We start from the raw sequence: 13,995 nt of genomic DNA on the forward strand, positions 1-13,995 counted from the left end.
TTTGCGAACTATGTCAGTACCGCCACTTTCGGCGGTAAATCACTGACCGCAAAATTACTGCCATGGTTACTTTTCTCATCACCCTGGCGGTCATCGTGGCTTTCGCCACACTCATCACCCGCGGCACCGACCGCGCGGGATCCGCGCAAGTGATCGACCGCGACGTACAGCGGCTGCACTCCGAGCTGACGGCGATGCTCGGCCGCAACACCCACCACCGCTGACCAACCAGCGCCGCAGGCGCTGGCAAAACTACACAGCTTCGCCGGGGGTTACTCGCGGCTTCGGGGCGCGCATCTTGCGGATCTGCGAGGCGCGGACGAAGGCGTACCAGCCGAGGCGGTAGCCGCCGTCGGTGGTCTCCGGGAAACGCTCCCTGACCCGGTTGTTCACCACGCGGCCGAGCAGGACGCCCTCGATGCCCATGAACAGCATCATCACCAGCATGGCCAGGGTGACGACGGTCTGCAGCGCGGGCGCGAGGAACATCGAGAAGATCAGCACCAGCGCCATCGGCATGAACAGGCCGACCAGGTTGCGCCGGGCGTCGACGATGTCGCGGACGAAGGCCCGGACCGGGCCCTGGTCGCGGGGCGGCAGGTATTTGTCCTCGCCCGCGAGCATGCGCTCCCGTCGATCCGCGGCGGCCTCGCGCCGCTTCGCGGACGCCGCCTTGCGCTCCGCTCTGGTGCCCCGTGCGGCCTTGCGCCGGGCGCGGGCCTCCTTCGCGGTGAGCGGAGCGGGTGCTATCGGGCCGCGGCGCTTGCCTTGCGCGTCACGGCGTTTCGGGGTGGGACGGCCCTTGCCCGCGGTGGCCGTGGCCGCCGCGCGGGTGCTGCTTGCGGCCGAGTCACCGTTCGTGACCACCGTCGATTCGGCGGTCGCGTCGGTGGTGCTGGACTCGCCGCGACGGAACAATTTCACACCGACCAGGCTATTCGATGGGTGGCGCGGCGAGAAATGCGGTCCGATTCGCCCGGAGTGTGCGGGCTCACGGAGGTTGCGTGTCACCGCGGACCGGCTGGTGGCAAGATGGAGGAATAGCAGCCCGCCGAGTGGTGTTTACCGACACGACCCGTGCGCTGTTCCACGGGTTCGACCACAGGTTCCTCGAGGAGAGTTCATGACTGTGCAGAACGAGACCGCCACCCACGGTGTGACTCTGACCGACGCCGCCGCCACGAAGGCGAAGGCCCTGCTCGACCAGGAGGGCCGCGACGACCTGGCGCTGCGGATCGCGGTGCAGCCGGGTGGTTGCGCCGGCCTGCGTTACCAGCTGTTCTTCGACGACCGCTCGCTCGACGGCGACCTGACCGTCGACTTCGGTGGCGTCACGCTGGCCGTCGACCGGATGAGCGCGCCGTACGTGCAGGGCGCCTCGATCGACTTCGTCGACACCATCGAGAAGCAGGGCTTCACCATCGACAACCCGAACGCCACCGGCTCCTGCGCCTGCGGCGACTCCTTCAACTGAGGTAGTAGCGTCCCGGCGCGGTCGCGGAGATCGGCCGCGTTCGATCGGAACAACTGATCTCGTAAGGACATGGGTAACTCGTCGGGAACGCCCAGGACCCGAGCGGCACTTGCGCAAGACCTGAACGCAAATCCGGTGCCGCTCAACTAGTACGGCCTGAAGACCCGGAGAGGCGGCATCAGCTACGGTGAGATCGGGACTCGCGTCCCGGTCTGCACCGCCTGCCGCCTACCGTTGAAGGGGCTCAGCCACGTGTCCATCGCCGTTTCCGCGTCCATTGCGACCGACCACCTCATGCGTTTTCCCGGACGGTTCGCCGACGTACTGCTGGCCGATCAGCTCGACCACGTGTCGCTGAGCTTCCTCGTCGACGATCTGCAGATCCGTCGCGGAGGCGTCGGTGGCAACATCGCCTATGCCATGGGCCTGCTCAATCGGACGCCCCTGCTGATCGGAGCCGTCGGCGCCGACTTCGGCGAGTACCGCGCCTGGTTGGAGAAGCACGGGGTCGACTGCTCCACCGTGCTGGTGTCCGACCGCGCGCACACCGCGCGTTTCGTCTGCACCACCGACGACGACATGGCCCAGCTCGCGTCGTTCTACCCCGGCGCGATGAGCGAGGCCCGCGACATCTCCATCGCCGAACTCGCCGAGACGCGGGACCTCGACCTCGTCCTGATCGGCGCCAACGACCCGGAGGCGATGCTGCGGCACACCGCCGAGTGCCGCGAATTGGGGATCCCGTTCGCCGCCGATCCCTCGCAGCAGCTGGCCCGCTTGGACGGCGACCAGTCCGTGCAGCTGATCGACGGCGCCGCATACCTTTTCACGAACAAGTACGAGTGGGGCCTGCTGCTGCAGAAAACCGGCCTGACCGAGGAAGAGGTCGCCCAGAAGGTCGGCGTCCGCGTCACCACCCTGGGCGCGGACGGCGTGCGGATCGTCGATCGCGACGGCACCGACGTGACCGTCGGCGTCGTGCCCGAGATCGAGAAGGTCGAGCCGACCGGCGTCGGTGACGCCTTCCGCGCCGGCTTCCTCACCGCGCACACCGCCGGGCTGAGCCTGGAGCGTTCCGCGCAGCTGGGCTCGCTGATCGCCGTGCTCGTGCTGGAGACCATGGGCACCCAGGAGTGGACGCTGACCAAGGAGTCCGCGCTCGAGCGCCTCAGCCAGGCCTACGGTCCCGAAGCCGCGGCGGACATCAAGACGCTGCTGTAGACCGTGCGGACGAAAGGCGCGCACCCGGCCGGGTGCGCGCCTTTCCCGCGTTTCGGGGTCAGAGCGAGACCGGGTAGACCGGCTCCTGGATCTCCGGCTTGATCCGGTCCTCGACGAAGATGCCGTGCCACACCATGAACACCAGCAGTGTCCACAGCCTGCGGCTGTGATCGGCGGTCCCGGCCCGGTGCGCGACCAGCATCTCGCTGATCGCGGCCTTGTTCAGCAGGTGGTCGGTCTGCGACTCCGCGATCTGCTGCTGCGCCCAGTCGTAGAGTTCCGTGCCGCGCAGCCAGTGCCGCAGCGGTACCGGGAAGCCGAGTTTGGCGCGGTGCAGCACGTGCGGCGGCACGATGCCCTCCAGCGCCTGACGCAGCGCGTACTTCGTGGTCTCCTTGGTGATCTTCTGGTCGAACGGCAATCCCTCGGCCGCCTTCAACACCTCGGAGTCCAGGAACGGCACGCGCAGTTCCAGCGAGTTGGCCATGGTCATCTTGTCGGCCTTGACCAGGATGTCGCCGCGCAACCAGGTGAACAGGTCCAGGTGCTGCATCCGGGCCACCGGATCCCAGCCGCGCGACTGCGCGTAGAGCGGCGCGGTGACGTCCTGGTGGGTCCATTCCGGCCGGAACTCGCGCAGCACGGCGCGCAGCTGGGCGTCGCTGAAGCTGCGCGCGTTGCCGTAGTAGCGCTCCTCCAGCGTGAGCGAGCCGCGGTGCAACAGGCTCTTGCCCCTCGTGCCGTCCGGAATCCGGTCCGACAGCTTGCCCGCCAGCCTGCGCAGGCCGCGGGGCAGCTTCTCGAACGGCTTCAGCGACAGCGGCTCGCGGTAGATGGTGTACCCGCCGAACAGCTCGTCGGCGCCCTCACCCGAGAGCACCACCTTGACGTGCTTGCGGGCCTCCTTGGCGACGAAGTACAGCGGGACCAGCGCCGGGTCGGCCACCGGGTCGTCGAGGTACCAGACGATCTCCGGGATCGCCGCGGCGAACTCGGCGGGGGAGACCACCTTCACCACGTGCCGCGCGCCGATCGCCTCGGCACTCTCGGCGGCCACGTCCACCTCCGAGTAGCCCTCGCGCTCGAACCCGGTGGTGAACGTGATCAGCTTCGGGTTGTGCCGCATGGCCAGCGCCGCGACCGCGGTGGAGTCGATGCCGCCGGACAGGAACGAGCCGACCGTCACGTCGGCGCGCATGTGCTTGGCGACGGAGTCCTCGAGCGCAGCGGCGATCTCCCGGTAGCGGGACGCCGCCGAGCCGGGGGTGAACGGGCGCACCGGGAACTTCGGGGTGAAGTACCGGGTGACGACCGGCGCCGCGCCGGGCCGCACGGTGGCGTAGCTGCCCGATTCCAGCCTGCGGACGTCCTTGTGCAGCGTCTCCGGCTCGGGCACGTACTGCAGCACCGTGTAGTGCTCCAGCGCGCGCGGGTCCAGCTCGTCGCTCAGCCGCAGCACGGGCAGCAGTTCGAGCAGGCTCTTCTTCTCACTGCCGAACGCGGTTCCGCCCGGCCCGGTGGCCAGGAACAGCGGTTTGATGCCGAACGGGTCGCGGGCCAGGAACAGCTCGTTGGTCTCGGTGTCCCAGATCGCGAAGGCGAACATGCCGCGCAGCCGCCGCACCGCCTCCGGACCCCAGTAGTGGAACGCCGCGACGATGGCCTCGCTGTCGCCCTCGGTCTGGAAGATCTTGCCGTCCGGGAACTCGGCGGCGTGCGCCTCGGCGAGTTCCGCGCGCAGCTCGAGATAGTTGTAGATCTCGCCGTTGAAGGTGAGCGCGTAGCGGTCGGGCCGCTCGGGCGGGCCCCAGCGCAGCGGCTGGTGCGAGTGCTCGATGTCGATGATCGACAGGCGGTTGAAGCCGAAGATCACATGGTCGTCGTGCCAGGTGCCGCGCTCGTCCGGGCCGCGGTGGCGCACGCAGTGCAAGGCCTCGTAGACCTGCTCCACCGTGCCAGGTGCCGCCTCGTCAGATGCCAGGAATCCGAGCAGTCCACACACGGCGTCGGCAACCTCATTTCTCACAGTCGGGATACGCGCGCACCGGATGGGGCGCAAGGGGACGAAATCTAGTGTCCGAGTATGCCGCACCTAGGGCGTCCGCGCGTCGCGCGCGTCACGTCAGGGCGGAATCGCTGGTGACGATGATCCCGGCGGGCCCGGTGAGGTGTCGAAGCCGACCCGACGACAAAGGGGGGGTGCGTTTGGTCTACGCTGCGTAGTACTCAGGTCTCTCTCAGGCGACCCGCGCGCGAATGCGCCGGCCCGGGGAGTGCCCTGATACGAGCTTAGGACGTATCGTCGGGGCCCATCGCAGCCCGGACGATGCACTGTCGGAATGTGTGGCGACCAGGAAGGCGTGAGCGTGGCGCACAAGGCGAGCGAAGAGATCGGGGCACGACCCGCCCGGGGTCGGCAGGGCCGTATCCTTCGGCGGGCCGGGCTGGCGGTGTCCTTGGGGATCACCGCGCTGCTCGTCTCGGGCTGCTCGATCGACACTGTTTGGCTGCGGTTCGGCTGGCCGTCCGGCATCACGCCGCAGGCCACCCGGATGCGGGAGTTGTGGACCTGGTCGGTCATCGCCGCGCTGGCGATGGGCGTTCTGGTCTGGGGTCTGACCTTCTGGACCATCGCGTTCCACCGCAAGAAGGCCGACTCTCCGGAGTTCCCGCGCCAGACCGGCTACAACGTGCCGCTGGAGCTGACCTACACGGCGATTCCGTTCGTCATCATCGCCGTGCTGTTCTACTTCACCGTGGTCGTGCAGAACTACGTGCACGAGAAGGTGGACAACCCCGACGTCACCGTCGACGTGACCGCCTTCCAGTGGAACTGGAAGTTCGGCTACCGCAACGTCGACTTCAAGGACGGCTACCGGTTCGACGGCATCGACACCGCGCGTGAGGCGCTGAACCAGGAGCAGCTCGAGGGGTACAAGGAACGGACCAAGGACGGTCACCCGCAGCCGGGCCCGGTACACGGCAAGCCGGAGAACGACATCCTCTCCTACCTGCACTACGACAAGGTCGAGACGATCGGCTCGAGCAACGAGATCCCGGTCCTGGTGCTGCCGACCGGCAAGGTCATCGAGTTCCAGCTCGCCGCCGCCGACGTGATCCACGCCTTCTGGGTGCCGGAGTTCCTGTTCAAGCGCGACGTGATGCCCAACCCGAAGGAAAACCACTCCGACAACGTCTTCCAGATCTCCAAGATCGAGAAGGAAGGCGCGTTCGTCGGCCGCTGCGCCGAGATGTGCGGCACCTTCCACTCGATGATGAACTTCGAGGTCCGCGCGGTCACGCCGGAGAAGTTCACCAAGTACCTGGACGCGCGCCAGGCGGGCAAGACCAACGCCGAGGCGCTCGCGTCCATCGGGGAGTCTCCGGTCGCCACGTCCACCGCGCCGTTCAACACCAGGCGCGACACCAAGAGCGCGGCCTCGGCCGAGAGCAAGTGAGGATTGATCTGACATGAAGATCGAAGCGCGGATTTTCGAACTGCTCACGGTGTTCTTCATCATCATCGCGGGCGTCTACGGCTTCTTCACCGGTCAGTCGCGTACGGGTGTCGAGTGGGCGGGCACCACGGCCATGGTGTTGACCGCGGGTCTGTCGCTGATCATCGGGACCTACTTCCGGTTCGTCGCCCGTCGTCTCGACCTGCGCCCGGAGGACTACGAGGACGCCGAGATCGTCGACGGTGCGGGCGACCTGGGCTTCTTCTCGCCCGGCAGCTTCTGGCCGATCACGCTGGCCGCCGCCGGTTCGGTGACCGCGCTCGGCCTGGCGTTCTTCCAGTTCTGGCTGATCGGCATCGGCGTCGTGTGCGTCCTGACCGCCGCCGCCGGGCTGGTGTTCGAGTACTACCTCGGTCCCGAGAAGCACTGAGCCGAAGATCTGCCGAAACGGCCCCACCGGAAAAATTCCGGTGGGGCCGTTTCGCGTGTGCGACGAGCTGCCGAAGCGGCGGAGTCCGGGTAGCTCCGGGCCCGCACCTGCTATGAAGGTGCGGGTGGGAGAGAAGTTGCTGGAACCGACCTTGAAGGCGTTACCACACGGACCGCACGGCCTCGCTCGCGACCTGGTGACGGGCTCGCAACGGCAGCGCCTGCTGTACGGGGTCACGGTCGTCGTCGCCGACCGGGGCTACCTCGATGCGACGATCGCGGATATCGCCGCTGCCGCGAAGGTTTCGCGTCGGACGTTCTATCAGCACTTTCCGGACAAGGAAGCCTGCTTCCTCGCGGCGGCCGAGACCGGCCGCGATCTGATGATCGATCATCTCCGGCAGGTCATGAGGCAGATCTCGTCCGAGCCGGTGACGCCACTCGAAGCGCTCCGCCGCGGCATCCGTGAGTACCTCACGCTGCTGCGCGACGAGCCTTCGTTCGCCCGCGCCTTCTACCTGGAAACCGCTGTGGCCGGGTCGCGCGCGATCGAGTCGTTCGAACGATGCCAGCAGTGGTTCGCGGGATTCATCCGATCGTGGCGTGCGGCAGCGGGCCCCGTCGACTCCACCGTTCCCGATTGCGCGTACCTGGCGGTCACCGACGCGACCAACGAGGCCATCCGCCGAACCCTCCGTGCCGGAGGAGACTTGCTCGAGCTCGAGGAAGCCGTCGTGTACATCCACCGCGCCTTGCTCGGGCCGCCGACGCCCGCCGACTAGGACAGAACTCTGTCGCCGGCCCCGGTGAGGTTGCAGGATGCGTCGTCGCTGGTGTTGCCACCTTCCGAGGCAATTCTCGCGAACACCTCGGCGCAGTTGACCACAGCTGTCCCGGACCTGTTGCCGAGAATCGTGGAGTCCCGCAGGAGGACGGTGCCGAGAGGGACGTCCACCAGGTCGGTCAACCGGCGTGGAAGGGTGTCGAGGTAGGCCGGCGCGACGTTGATGCCACTGCCGCCGTCGGATGCGGTGTTCCCGGTGATCGTCGCGCGATCGAAGGTCACCACGCCCCTTCCCCGAACGTCGACGCCGCCGCCGCGTCCGGCGAATCCGCCAGGGCGGTACCAGACTCCGGGGTCGACCACGTGGTTGTCCGCGATCGTGGTATCGGTGAAGGTGCAGGTGTTGTCGCACCGCACACCGCCCGCCTCGCCCGCTGAATTGCCGGAGATGACCGTATTCCTCGTCTTCAAGTCCGAGCCGGGCACGTTGAAGATGCCGCCGCCGTATCCGGCGCTGTTGCCCTGGACCACGACGTCGTCGAGAACGAGATCCGACGAATTCGCGATGCCGCCCCCGCCGGTGTCGTAGAACGGGATCTCGTGCTGGGCGGCGACTCCGCCGGTCACCGTCAATCCCGCCAACGTCACCGGCGCGGCGACACTGAGCACCCGGTCGATCCCGTCGGCGTCCAGCACTGTTCGATCGCGACCGGCGCCGCGCAGCGTCGTGGGGGCGGTCAGGTTCAGGTCGCCCGTGGTCGGATCAGGGTTGCGACCCTGTACTTTCCGCTGATCGGGGGCGATCGTCAACACGTATCGACCGGCGGGAACCACGATTGTGCTGCCTGGACGGGCATTGGCCGTCTGCACCGCGGCGCGCAGCGTGCAGGCGCCGGAGATCGTGCGGCATTGCCCGCTGCCTGGGTCGGCCGCTACGTCGTCCGTCGTGGAGTCCACCGTTATCACACCCGGCGCACCCGCGGTGGGTGATGCGTCGGCGTCGGCCGCTGCGGGAAAACCGGCCACGGTTCCCGCGACCAGGGCTGAGATGGCGAATGCGCTGATCGCCGCGGCAGATGTGCTCGTCCTCATGAGGTCTCTGATCCGATCACGAACATGGAGTAAGGTACGCTCGCGTATAAGTAGGGAACGTGAGCGTTTACCACTATGTCGCATCAGAACCCGCTACCGGTGGCGTTTTCCGGAATTCGGTCCGCAGTCGCTGATCGGCATCGGCGTCGTCCGCATCCTGCCAGCCGCGGCAGGATGGTGTTCGAGAACTACCTCGGGCCCGAGAAGCGCTCAGTCGGAGTTTCACCGAGTGTGAGTGGCGAATTCGGCGGTGCGTGCTCGCGAATCAGACCCGCTGTGTCCGGCTCACCTCAGGCTCCGTTGCGGTCGGAGGCCGCGATCACCTCGGGCGCGCCGAGTAGTGGCGTGAACTCCACGACCTCGTGCGTCGCGACGCCGTGGAGCAGGTACGGATCGGTGGCGAGGATCGAGTCGAGCCGATCGCGCGGCATATCGGTGGTCAGGTAGACGCCGCCCACCAGTGGAACGCGGCGTCCCGCCAGCACGAGGCGCCGGTCGGTGATGAGCTGCTCCAGCCAGCGACCGTGAGCGGGGCGCAGGGGGTCCACTTCGGCGAGCGGAACGGTGTAGGTGACGGTCACGACGAACATGAACGCAACGCTAGCGCTGGCCCTGATCGGTGGTCACGGCGATTTCCGGCGGCACGCGCACCAGCGGCCCTCGACCGAGGGACGGTGCGGGCCGAACCGCTACTCGGCTTCGTACCGGAGCGAGTTCTCCGAACGGCAGATCTCCTCGATGCCGGAGACGATGTCGCGCAACTGTTCCGACGGGAGCGCGGCAGGGCGCAGGCGGCAGGTGAAGGTGATCAGGCCGTGGTCTTCGGCGGGCAGGCCGCGGGCGGCGGATTCGGCGCGCAGGTAGCGCGAGCGGACGCCGTAGGTCATCGCGGAGATGACCGTGAAGCAGCCGGTGCGTTCCCGGTGTCCCGAGAACAGATCGTGGAGGCGGTAGAACACCGACGTATAGCTCGACAGGGGCGCGAAAATGCCCACCCGGTAGGCGGGACCACGCTCGGACGAGCTGAGCGCCGTATCGGCCAGATACTCCGCATCGCGGAGGGTTTGCACCTTCGGCGCGAACAGCACCGCGCCCGCGGCCGCGTTGCGCACAGGCATGCCCGCCTTGCCGGGCGCGGCGGAGGCGATGGCGCCCAGCGATTTCCGCGCGCGCGACCCGACCTCGCGCCGGGCGCGCAGTCCCCTGGTGGGCGCGGTGGGGTACAGGCTCGACCACTGCCCGAAGCGCACGGTGCCCAGCTGTACGTGACCGGTGCCGACCGGGCGCGCCACCTTCAGCGGCGCGGTATCGACCCAGCGGCCGACCTGCAGTTCGGCGTTGCCGGGCCGCAAGATCTCCGCATAGGCGTGCTCGACGAAGGAGTCGAAGTCCAGGAACCGGTCGGCGTCGGTGGTCAGCCAGGTGTGTTCCTTGTCGATCTCGATCGCGTCCAGGGTGAGCGCGGTGATGATGCCAGCCCGGCCGCCCGCGCCCAGGATGCGCTGGAACCGCTCGGTGTGGTGGGTGCGCCCGCAGGTGCCGATGCGCCCGTCGGTGTCCACGTACTCCAGATCGACGATCTGGTCGATGAACAGGCCGTGTTTGTGCGAGGCCGCGCTGACGCCGCCGACCGAGGCGAAGCCGCCCGCGGTGATGTCGCGGTGATCGCCGACGACGGGCAGGCCGAGGCCGTGCGCGCCGAGCCTGCGGTCGATATCGGAGAGTTTGGCGCCCGCCTGCACCCGGACGGTGCGCCGGCCCAGGTTGATGTCCAGCACCTGATTCATCCGGCGCAGCGACACCACGGTCGGCTGAGCGGGCAGCGCGAGGCCCTCGTCGAGCAGCTCGCCGCCGCGCACCATCAGCCGTTCCGATCGCCCGCGTGAATCCCGCACCGTGCGAACGACATCGGCGGTATCGCGGGGGAGGTATTCCTCGGCGTTGGAGACAATGTGCGGCGTGCTCATGGCAGAAGAGCTAACCACAGCGCGGCCCGCGCCGCTCCCCCGAAGCGGGGTGTCACCGCGACGCCGGCGCAAGGCTCTTGCTGAACAGGACGGATCCGGCGGCGTCGCACAGATCTACGGTCAGTTCCCTTGACCTTCCGTCGATGCGCACCTCGCCGAAATGCTGGAAGGCGTCCAGTGGCGAGCTGTTCTGCACCGGCGGAGCGTGCACGTAGATCGCCTCCGGACCGAACGTGCCGTCGAGCTGGTTCGGGCCGAACGCGCCCGCGTTGAGCGGACCGGAGACGAACTCCCAGAACTCGTCGAAGTCGGTGAAGGCCGCCCGCTCGGGCGAATAACGGTGCGCCGCCGTGTAGTGCACGTCGGCGGTGAGCCAGACGACGTTGGCCACCGTGTTCGCCTTGATCGACGACAGCACCTGGGCGATCTCGCGTTCCCGGCCCGACGGCGCGCCGGGATCGCCGTTGGCGGGTCCCTCGAAGGCGGTGGTGTTCTTCTGTTCGCCGTCCGGGACGACCAAGCCGAGCGGCAGGTCGTTGGCGATGATCTTCCAGGTGGCGGTGGACTCGCGCAGGCTGTCGACGAGCCACTTCGTCTGCGCCGGACCGAAGATGCGGCCGTCGGGGCCGTTGTTCGCGTTGTTGGCGTCCTTGTTCGCGCGCATGTCCAGCACGAAGACGTCGAGCAGCGGACCGTAGGAGATCTTGCGATACAGGCGGCCGTCCACCGCTTCCCTCGGCTCCAGCGGCATCCACTCGTGGAAGGCCTGCCAGGAACGGGTTGCCAGGGTGTCCATGGCCCGTTCGGTGTAGCCCTTGGACTCGCCGACCAGTCCGCCCGGGTACCAGTTGTTCACCGTCTCGTGGTCGTCCCACTGGACCACTTGGGCGACCGAACTGTTGAAGCGGCGGTAATTCTCGTCGGTCAGGTTGTAGGCGTAGTTGCCGCGGAACTGGTCGAGAGTCTGCGCGACAGCGCTTTTCGCCTCGCTCACTACATTGCGCCAGATCCGCCCGTCGGGCAGGGCGACCGATTCCCGCAGCGGTCCGTCGGCGTAGATCGAGTCGCCGGAGTGCAGGAACAGATGCGGGTCGCGGGCGGCCATGACGGCGAAGATCCTCATGCCGCCCAGCTCCGGGTTGATGCCGTAGCCCTGGCCCGCGACGTCGCCGGACCACTGGAGCCGGATGTCCGACGCGGCGGTGGGCGCGGTGCGGAAGACGCCGGTGACCGGTTCGGAGGTGGCGCCGTCCTCGCCGCGCAGCGTCACCCGGTAGTGCACCTGCGTTCCGGCGGGCAGGCCGTTGACCCGCACCCGGCCGGTGCCGTCGGAATCGGGTGTGAGCAGCGGTCCGGTGAAACGCTTGGGATCGGTGAACGATTCCGTGGCGGCGGTTTCCACCAGCAAGGTGGCGGGGCGATCGGCGCGGGCCCAGATCAGTGCGCCGTCCGCGCGCGGATCACCCACCGCGACACCGTGTGTGAGCACCGGCCGCCCGCGGACCAGCGCGGGGCCGTTGTCCGGCGAGCATGCCGCCAGTGCAGGGGCCGCCACCAGTCCGAGCGCGGAGGCGCGCAATACGGTGCGCCGGGATGGTCTCGAGTCCGAGCCGGTCATGAGGCAACCCTGACGCAACTACGTCAACGGCGCGTGAACGGGCCGGGTCCGTGTGGACAACAAGCAAGAGTCAGTGCGCCAGGCGCGCTATACGGTGGTGCAGTTCGCCCGCCCAGTCCACGCCGCCCAGGTGCTGGTAGTCCACCCACAGCGCGTCGAACACGTCGCGGCCCTCGGAGAGCCAACCGCCGCGCTTGTCCGCCTCCAGGACCACGCTCATGCCGGTCTCGGTCGGAACGAAAGTCACCTCGAGCTGGTTCAGGCCCGGGTAGTGCGGTGAGCCCGCGAACTCGATCTCCTGGTAGAACGGCAGCGTCTGGGGCGTGTCGTGCACCCGGCCGGATTCCACGTCCGCGCTACGCAAATGGAATCCCAAGCGTTCCACCGCTTCCAGCAGCACGTGCTGAGCGGGCAGGGCGCCGACGCCGATCGGGTCGGTGTCGGCGGCGTCCACCGCGCCGTGGATCTCCACGATCGTGCGCAGCGAGACCACCGTGCCGGGCAGGTGTCGTCCGTTGTAGAACGTGATCGGTGTTTCCATCGGCGCGCGGGCCGCGAACCGGAACTCCAGCGGCGCCCCCTCGGGCAGATGCAACGGTCCGTGCACTCCGGTACGTCCGAACGCGACGTCGCGCACGCCCTCGTGATCCTCGTACTCCTGCTCGGCCCTGGTCACGAACTCGACGGCCACCTGGGTGATCTCCTGCGCGACCGCACCGCCCCGCAAACGGATCATGCCCTCCACCGTGCCCCCGGGCTGCACACCCGGCGTGAACAACTCGGTCTCCACTTCGGCCCCACCGACCCCGGCCACCGCCAACAACTTCTTGAACATGCTCCGCAGTCTTCCCGCTCTTGCCGAAGAAAACCTTGGCGTCTTCTTACGTTGTGGGCAACGTCGTCGCCTGCTCTGCTCCGGCATGCATCACGCGTTCGGCGATAGTCGTGCATTCGAACTTGGAATACTCGATAACGCAGCATATTTCGATACCTGCCGGTGCTGCGATCGCGGAGTCGTGAGGCACGGTAGCCGCCGACTCCAAGAAAGGGGAGGAGGGTTGGTGTGCGACGGTCCGGTGGAGGTCGGGCATCGTCGGTGGCGCTATTCGTCGCTGGGACCAGCCTATGGGGATTGTTCAGTGCCGGGCTCGCGTTGCTGGGTTCCGACCGTGCTGGACCGCTGGTCGCTATAGGCGCGGCGATTCCCCTGCTGAGCGTCGCAGCGGTCACCGGTCGGCGTCCGGCTCTGGAGCTGTATTCGCACGGGAGTACCTATTTCCGACTGGGCTTGCTCGAGGCCGTCAATATTTCGCTGTACGTCGCGGCCTTGGCCATCGGCCCCGTACCGGTGGTCGTCGCTTTGCACCTGGCATCTCCAATCATGTTGCTGGTTCTGGCCATGTACACCGGCAAGCGGGCGGTGAACGTACGGATCCTGGTCGAGCTGCTCCTGCTGGTAGCCGCCATCGTTCTGGTCTCCGCTCGACCCGCGTCGGAGATCGACACTGGTAGCGCGTTGATCGGTTGTGGCCTGGCACTCGGTAGCGCGGCTGCGGTGACCGCGTTGATCGTCCTGGTAGCTCGAGAGTCTCCCGATCGAGACCCAACGGTCTCGGCGGGACTGCAGTTGGCCGTTGCCGGAGTGCTCACCGCGCCCTTCCTGACGATGACCACATGGGATTGGGAGCGAACGTTCGCCGAGCTGGCGCTCGGCGCCGCCCTGCTGGGTCCGGGGTTCGCGTTGTACTGGCGTGCGATGCGACGCCTCAGCCCGCAGATCGCAGGTGCGCTCGGCGTGAACGAGGCGCTCGTGGCCTCGATCGTTGTCGCGGCGGTGGACAGATCACAACTGTCGCTGCCGACGGTAGCCGGTGGAGTTCTCGTCGCCGCAGCGGTTCTGCTGGATGCCGGAGAACGGATATATTGACGGGCACCGTCCAGGCTGGCGAGAC

At 67.7% G+C, this 13,995-nt stretch carries 14 protein-coding genes; 7 read left to right on the top strand and 7 right to left on the bottom strand.

Features of this window, described 5'->3' with window-relative positions:
* Positions 1–62 precede the first annotated feature (62 nt).
* Positions 63–224, top strand: coding sequence for a hypothetical protein (locus AB0L97_RS11700; protein ID WP_355072912.1), 162 nt, complete (start codon positions 63–65; stop codon positions 222–224).
* 28 nt (positions 225–252) lie between these two features.
* On the opposite strand, the gene AB0L97_RS11705 is transcribed toward AB0L97_RS11700, so the two are convergent.
* The gene (locus AB0L97_RS11705; protein ID WP_355072997.1) at positions 253–867 is read right to left on the bottom strand and encodes a DUF3043 domain-containing protein; all 615 of its coding nucleotides are present in this window, start codon (positions 865–867) and stop codon (positions 253–255) included.
* Between the two features lie 256 nt (positions 868–1,123).
* Between AB0L97_RS11705 and AB0L97_RS11710 the strand changes: the two genes are divergently transcribed.
* Complete coding sequence (locus AB0L97_RS11710; RefSeq protein ID WP_355072914.1) at positions 1,124–1,474, top strand: iron-sulfur cluster assembly accessory protein; 351 nt, start codon at positions 1,124–1,126, stop codon at positions 1,472–1,474.
* 252 nt (positions 1,475–1,726) lie between these two features.
* Positions 1,727–2,695, top strand: a complete 969-nt coding sequence (locus AB0L97_RS11715) for a carbohydrate kinase family protein (RefSeq protein WP_355072915.1) — start codon at positions 1,727–1,729, stop codon at positions 2,693–2,695.
* Positions 2,696–2,753: 58 nt separating this feature from the next.
* On the opposite strand, the gene asnB is transcribed toward AB0L97_RS11715, so the two are convergent.
* Positions 2,754–4,697 carry an asparagine synthase (glutamine-hydrolyzing) gene (asnB, locus tag AB0L97_RS11720; protein ID WP_364427905.1) on the bottom strand — a complete coding sequence of 648 codons (1,944 nt, stop codon included), beginning with the start codon at positions 4,695–4,697 and terminating at the stop codon, positions 2,754–2,756.
* A gap of 364 nt (positions 4,698–5,061) precedes the next feature.
* Here asnB and AB0L97_RS11725 point away from each other — a divergent pair, with 364 nt between their 5' ends.
* The 3 genes from AB0L97_RS11725 (at position 5,062) to AB0L97_RS11735 (ending at position 7,364) form a co-directional block, all read left to right on the top strand.
* Positions 5,062–6,153, top strand: a complete 1,092-nt coding sequence (locus AB0L97_RS11725; protein ID WP_364427908.1) for a cytochrome c oxidase subunit II — start codon at positions 5,062–5,064, stop codon at positions 6,151–6,153.
* A gap of 13 nt (positions 6,154–6,166) precedes the next feature.
* Entirely contained in the window at positions 6,167–6,583 is a 417-nt protein-coding gene (locus AB0L97_RS11730) for a cytochrome c oxidase subunit 4 (protein WP_355072918.1), read from the top strand.
* Positions 6,584–6,707: 124 nt separating this feature from the next.
* Positions 6,708–7,364 (top strand): TetR/AcrR family transcriptional regulator, encoded by a 657-nt coding sequence (locus tag AB0L97_RS11735; protein ID WP_355072920.1) that lies wholly within the window; start codon positions 6,708–6,710, stop codon positions 7,362–7,364.
* On the opposite strand, the gene AB0L97_RS11740 is transcribed toward AB0L97_RS11735, so the two are convergent.
* The 5 genes from AB0L97_RS11740 to AB0L97_RS11760 all read right to left on the bottom strand — a co-directional run bounded on the left by AB0L97_RS11740 (position 7,361) and on the right by AB0L97_RS11760 (position 12,878).
* Entirely contained in the window at positions 7,361–8,458 is a 1,098-nt protein-coding gene (locus tag AB0L97_RS11740) for a CSLREA domain-containing protein (RefSeq protein ID WP_364427913.1), read from the bottom strand. The two genes, AB0L97_RS11735 and AB0L97_RS11740, sit on opposite strands and share 4 nt — an antisense overlap.
* A 290-nt stretch (positions 8,459–8,748) precedes the next feature.
* On the bottom strand, positions 8,749–9,048 hold the full coding sequence (locus AB0L97_RS11745) for a YciI family protein (RefSeq protein WP_364427916.1): 300 nt from the start codon (positions 9,046–9,048) through the stop codon (positions 8,749–8,751).
* 99 nt (positions 9,049–9,147) lie between these two features.
* Positions 9,148–10,425: an FAD-binding oxidoreductase gene (locus AB0L97_RS11750; protein ID WP_356965153.1), complete on the bottom strand. Its 1,278-nt coding sequence runs from the start codon at positions 10,423–10,425 to the stop codon at positions 9,148–9,150.
* Between the two features lie 52 nt (positions 10,426–10,477).
* The gene (locus AB0L97_RS11755; protein ID WP_364427920.1) at positions 10,478–12,043 is read right to left on the bottom strand and encodes an alkaline phosphatase D family protein; all 1,566 of its coding nucleotides are present in this window, start codon (positions 12,041–12,043) and stop codon (positions 10,478–10,480) included.
* A 70-nt stretch (positions 12,044–12,113) separates the two neighbouring features.
* Positions 12,114–12,878 (bottom strand): sporulation protein, encoded by a 765-nt coding sequence (locus AB0L97_RS11760; protein WP_364427923.1) that lies wholly within the window; start codon positions 12,876–12,878, stop codon positions 12,114–12,116.
* A 297-nt stretch (positions 12,879–13,175) separates the two neighbouring features.
* Between AB0L97_RS11760 and AB0L97_RS11765 the strand changes: the two genes are divergently transcribed.
* On the top strand, positions 13,176–13,970 hold the full coding sequence (locus AB0L97_RS11765; RefSeq protein ID WP_364427926.1) for a DMT family transporter: 795 nt from the start codon (positions 13,176–13,178) through the stop codon (positions 13,968–13,970).
* The last annotated feature ends 25 nt before the right edge of the window (positions 13,971–13,995 follow it).

It is taken from the genome of Nocardia sp. NPDC051911, assembly GCF_040681035.1.
GTDB classification, from domain to species: domain Bacteria; phylum Actinomycetota; class Actinomycetes; order Mycobacteriales; family Mycobacteriaceae; genus Nocardia; species Nocardia sichangensis.

Bases quoted from the DNA above. Each gene is read 5' to 3' on its own strand.
- AB0L97_RS11700 (WP_355072912.1), top strand. From the start codon at position 63: ATGGTTACTTTTCTCATCACCCTGGCGGTCATCGTGGCTTTCGCCACA.
- AB0L97_RS11710 (WP_355072914.1), top strand. From the start codon at position 1,124: ATGACTGTGCAGAACGAGACCGCCACCCACGGTGTGACTCTGACCGAC.
- AB0L97_RS11730 (WP_355072918.1), top strand. From the start codon at position 6,167: ATGAAGATCGAAGCGCGGATTTTCGAACTGCTCACGGTGTTCTTCATC.
- AB0L97_RS11740 (WP_364427913.1), bottom strand. From the start codon at position 8,458: ATGAGGACGAGCACATCTGCCGCGGCGATCAGCGCATTCGCCATCTCA.
- AB0L97_RS11745 (WP_364427916.1), bottom strand. From the start codon at position 9,048: ATGTTCGTCGTGACCGTCACCTACACCGTTCCGCTCGCCGAAGTGGAC.
- AB0L97_RS11750 (WP_356965153.1), bottom strand. From the start codon at position 10,425: ATGAGCACGCCGCACATTGTCTCCAACGCCGAGGAATACCTCCCCCGC.
- AB0L97_RS11755 (WP_364427920.1), bottom strand. From the start codon at position 12,043: ATGACCGGCTCGGACTCGAGACCATCCCGGCGCACCGTATTGCGCGCC.
- AB0L97_RS11760 (WP_364427923.1), bottom strand. From the start codon at position 12,878: ATGTTCAAGAAGTTGTTGGCGGTGGCCGGGGTCGGTGGGGCCGAAGTG.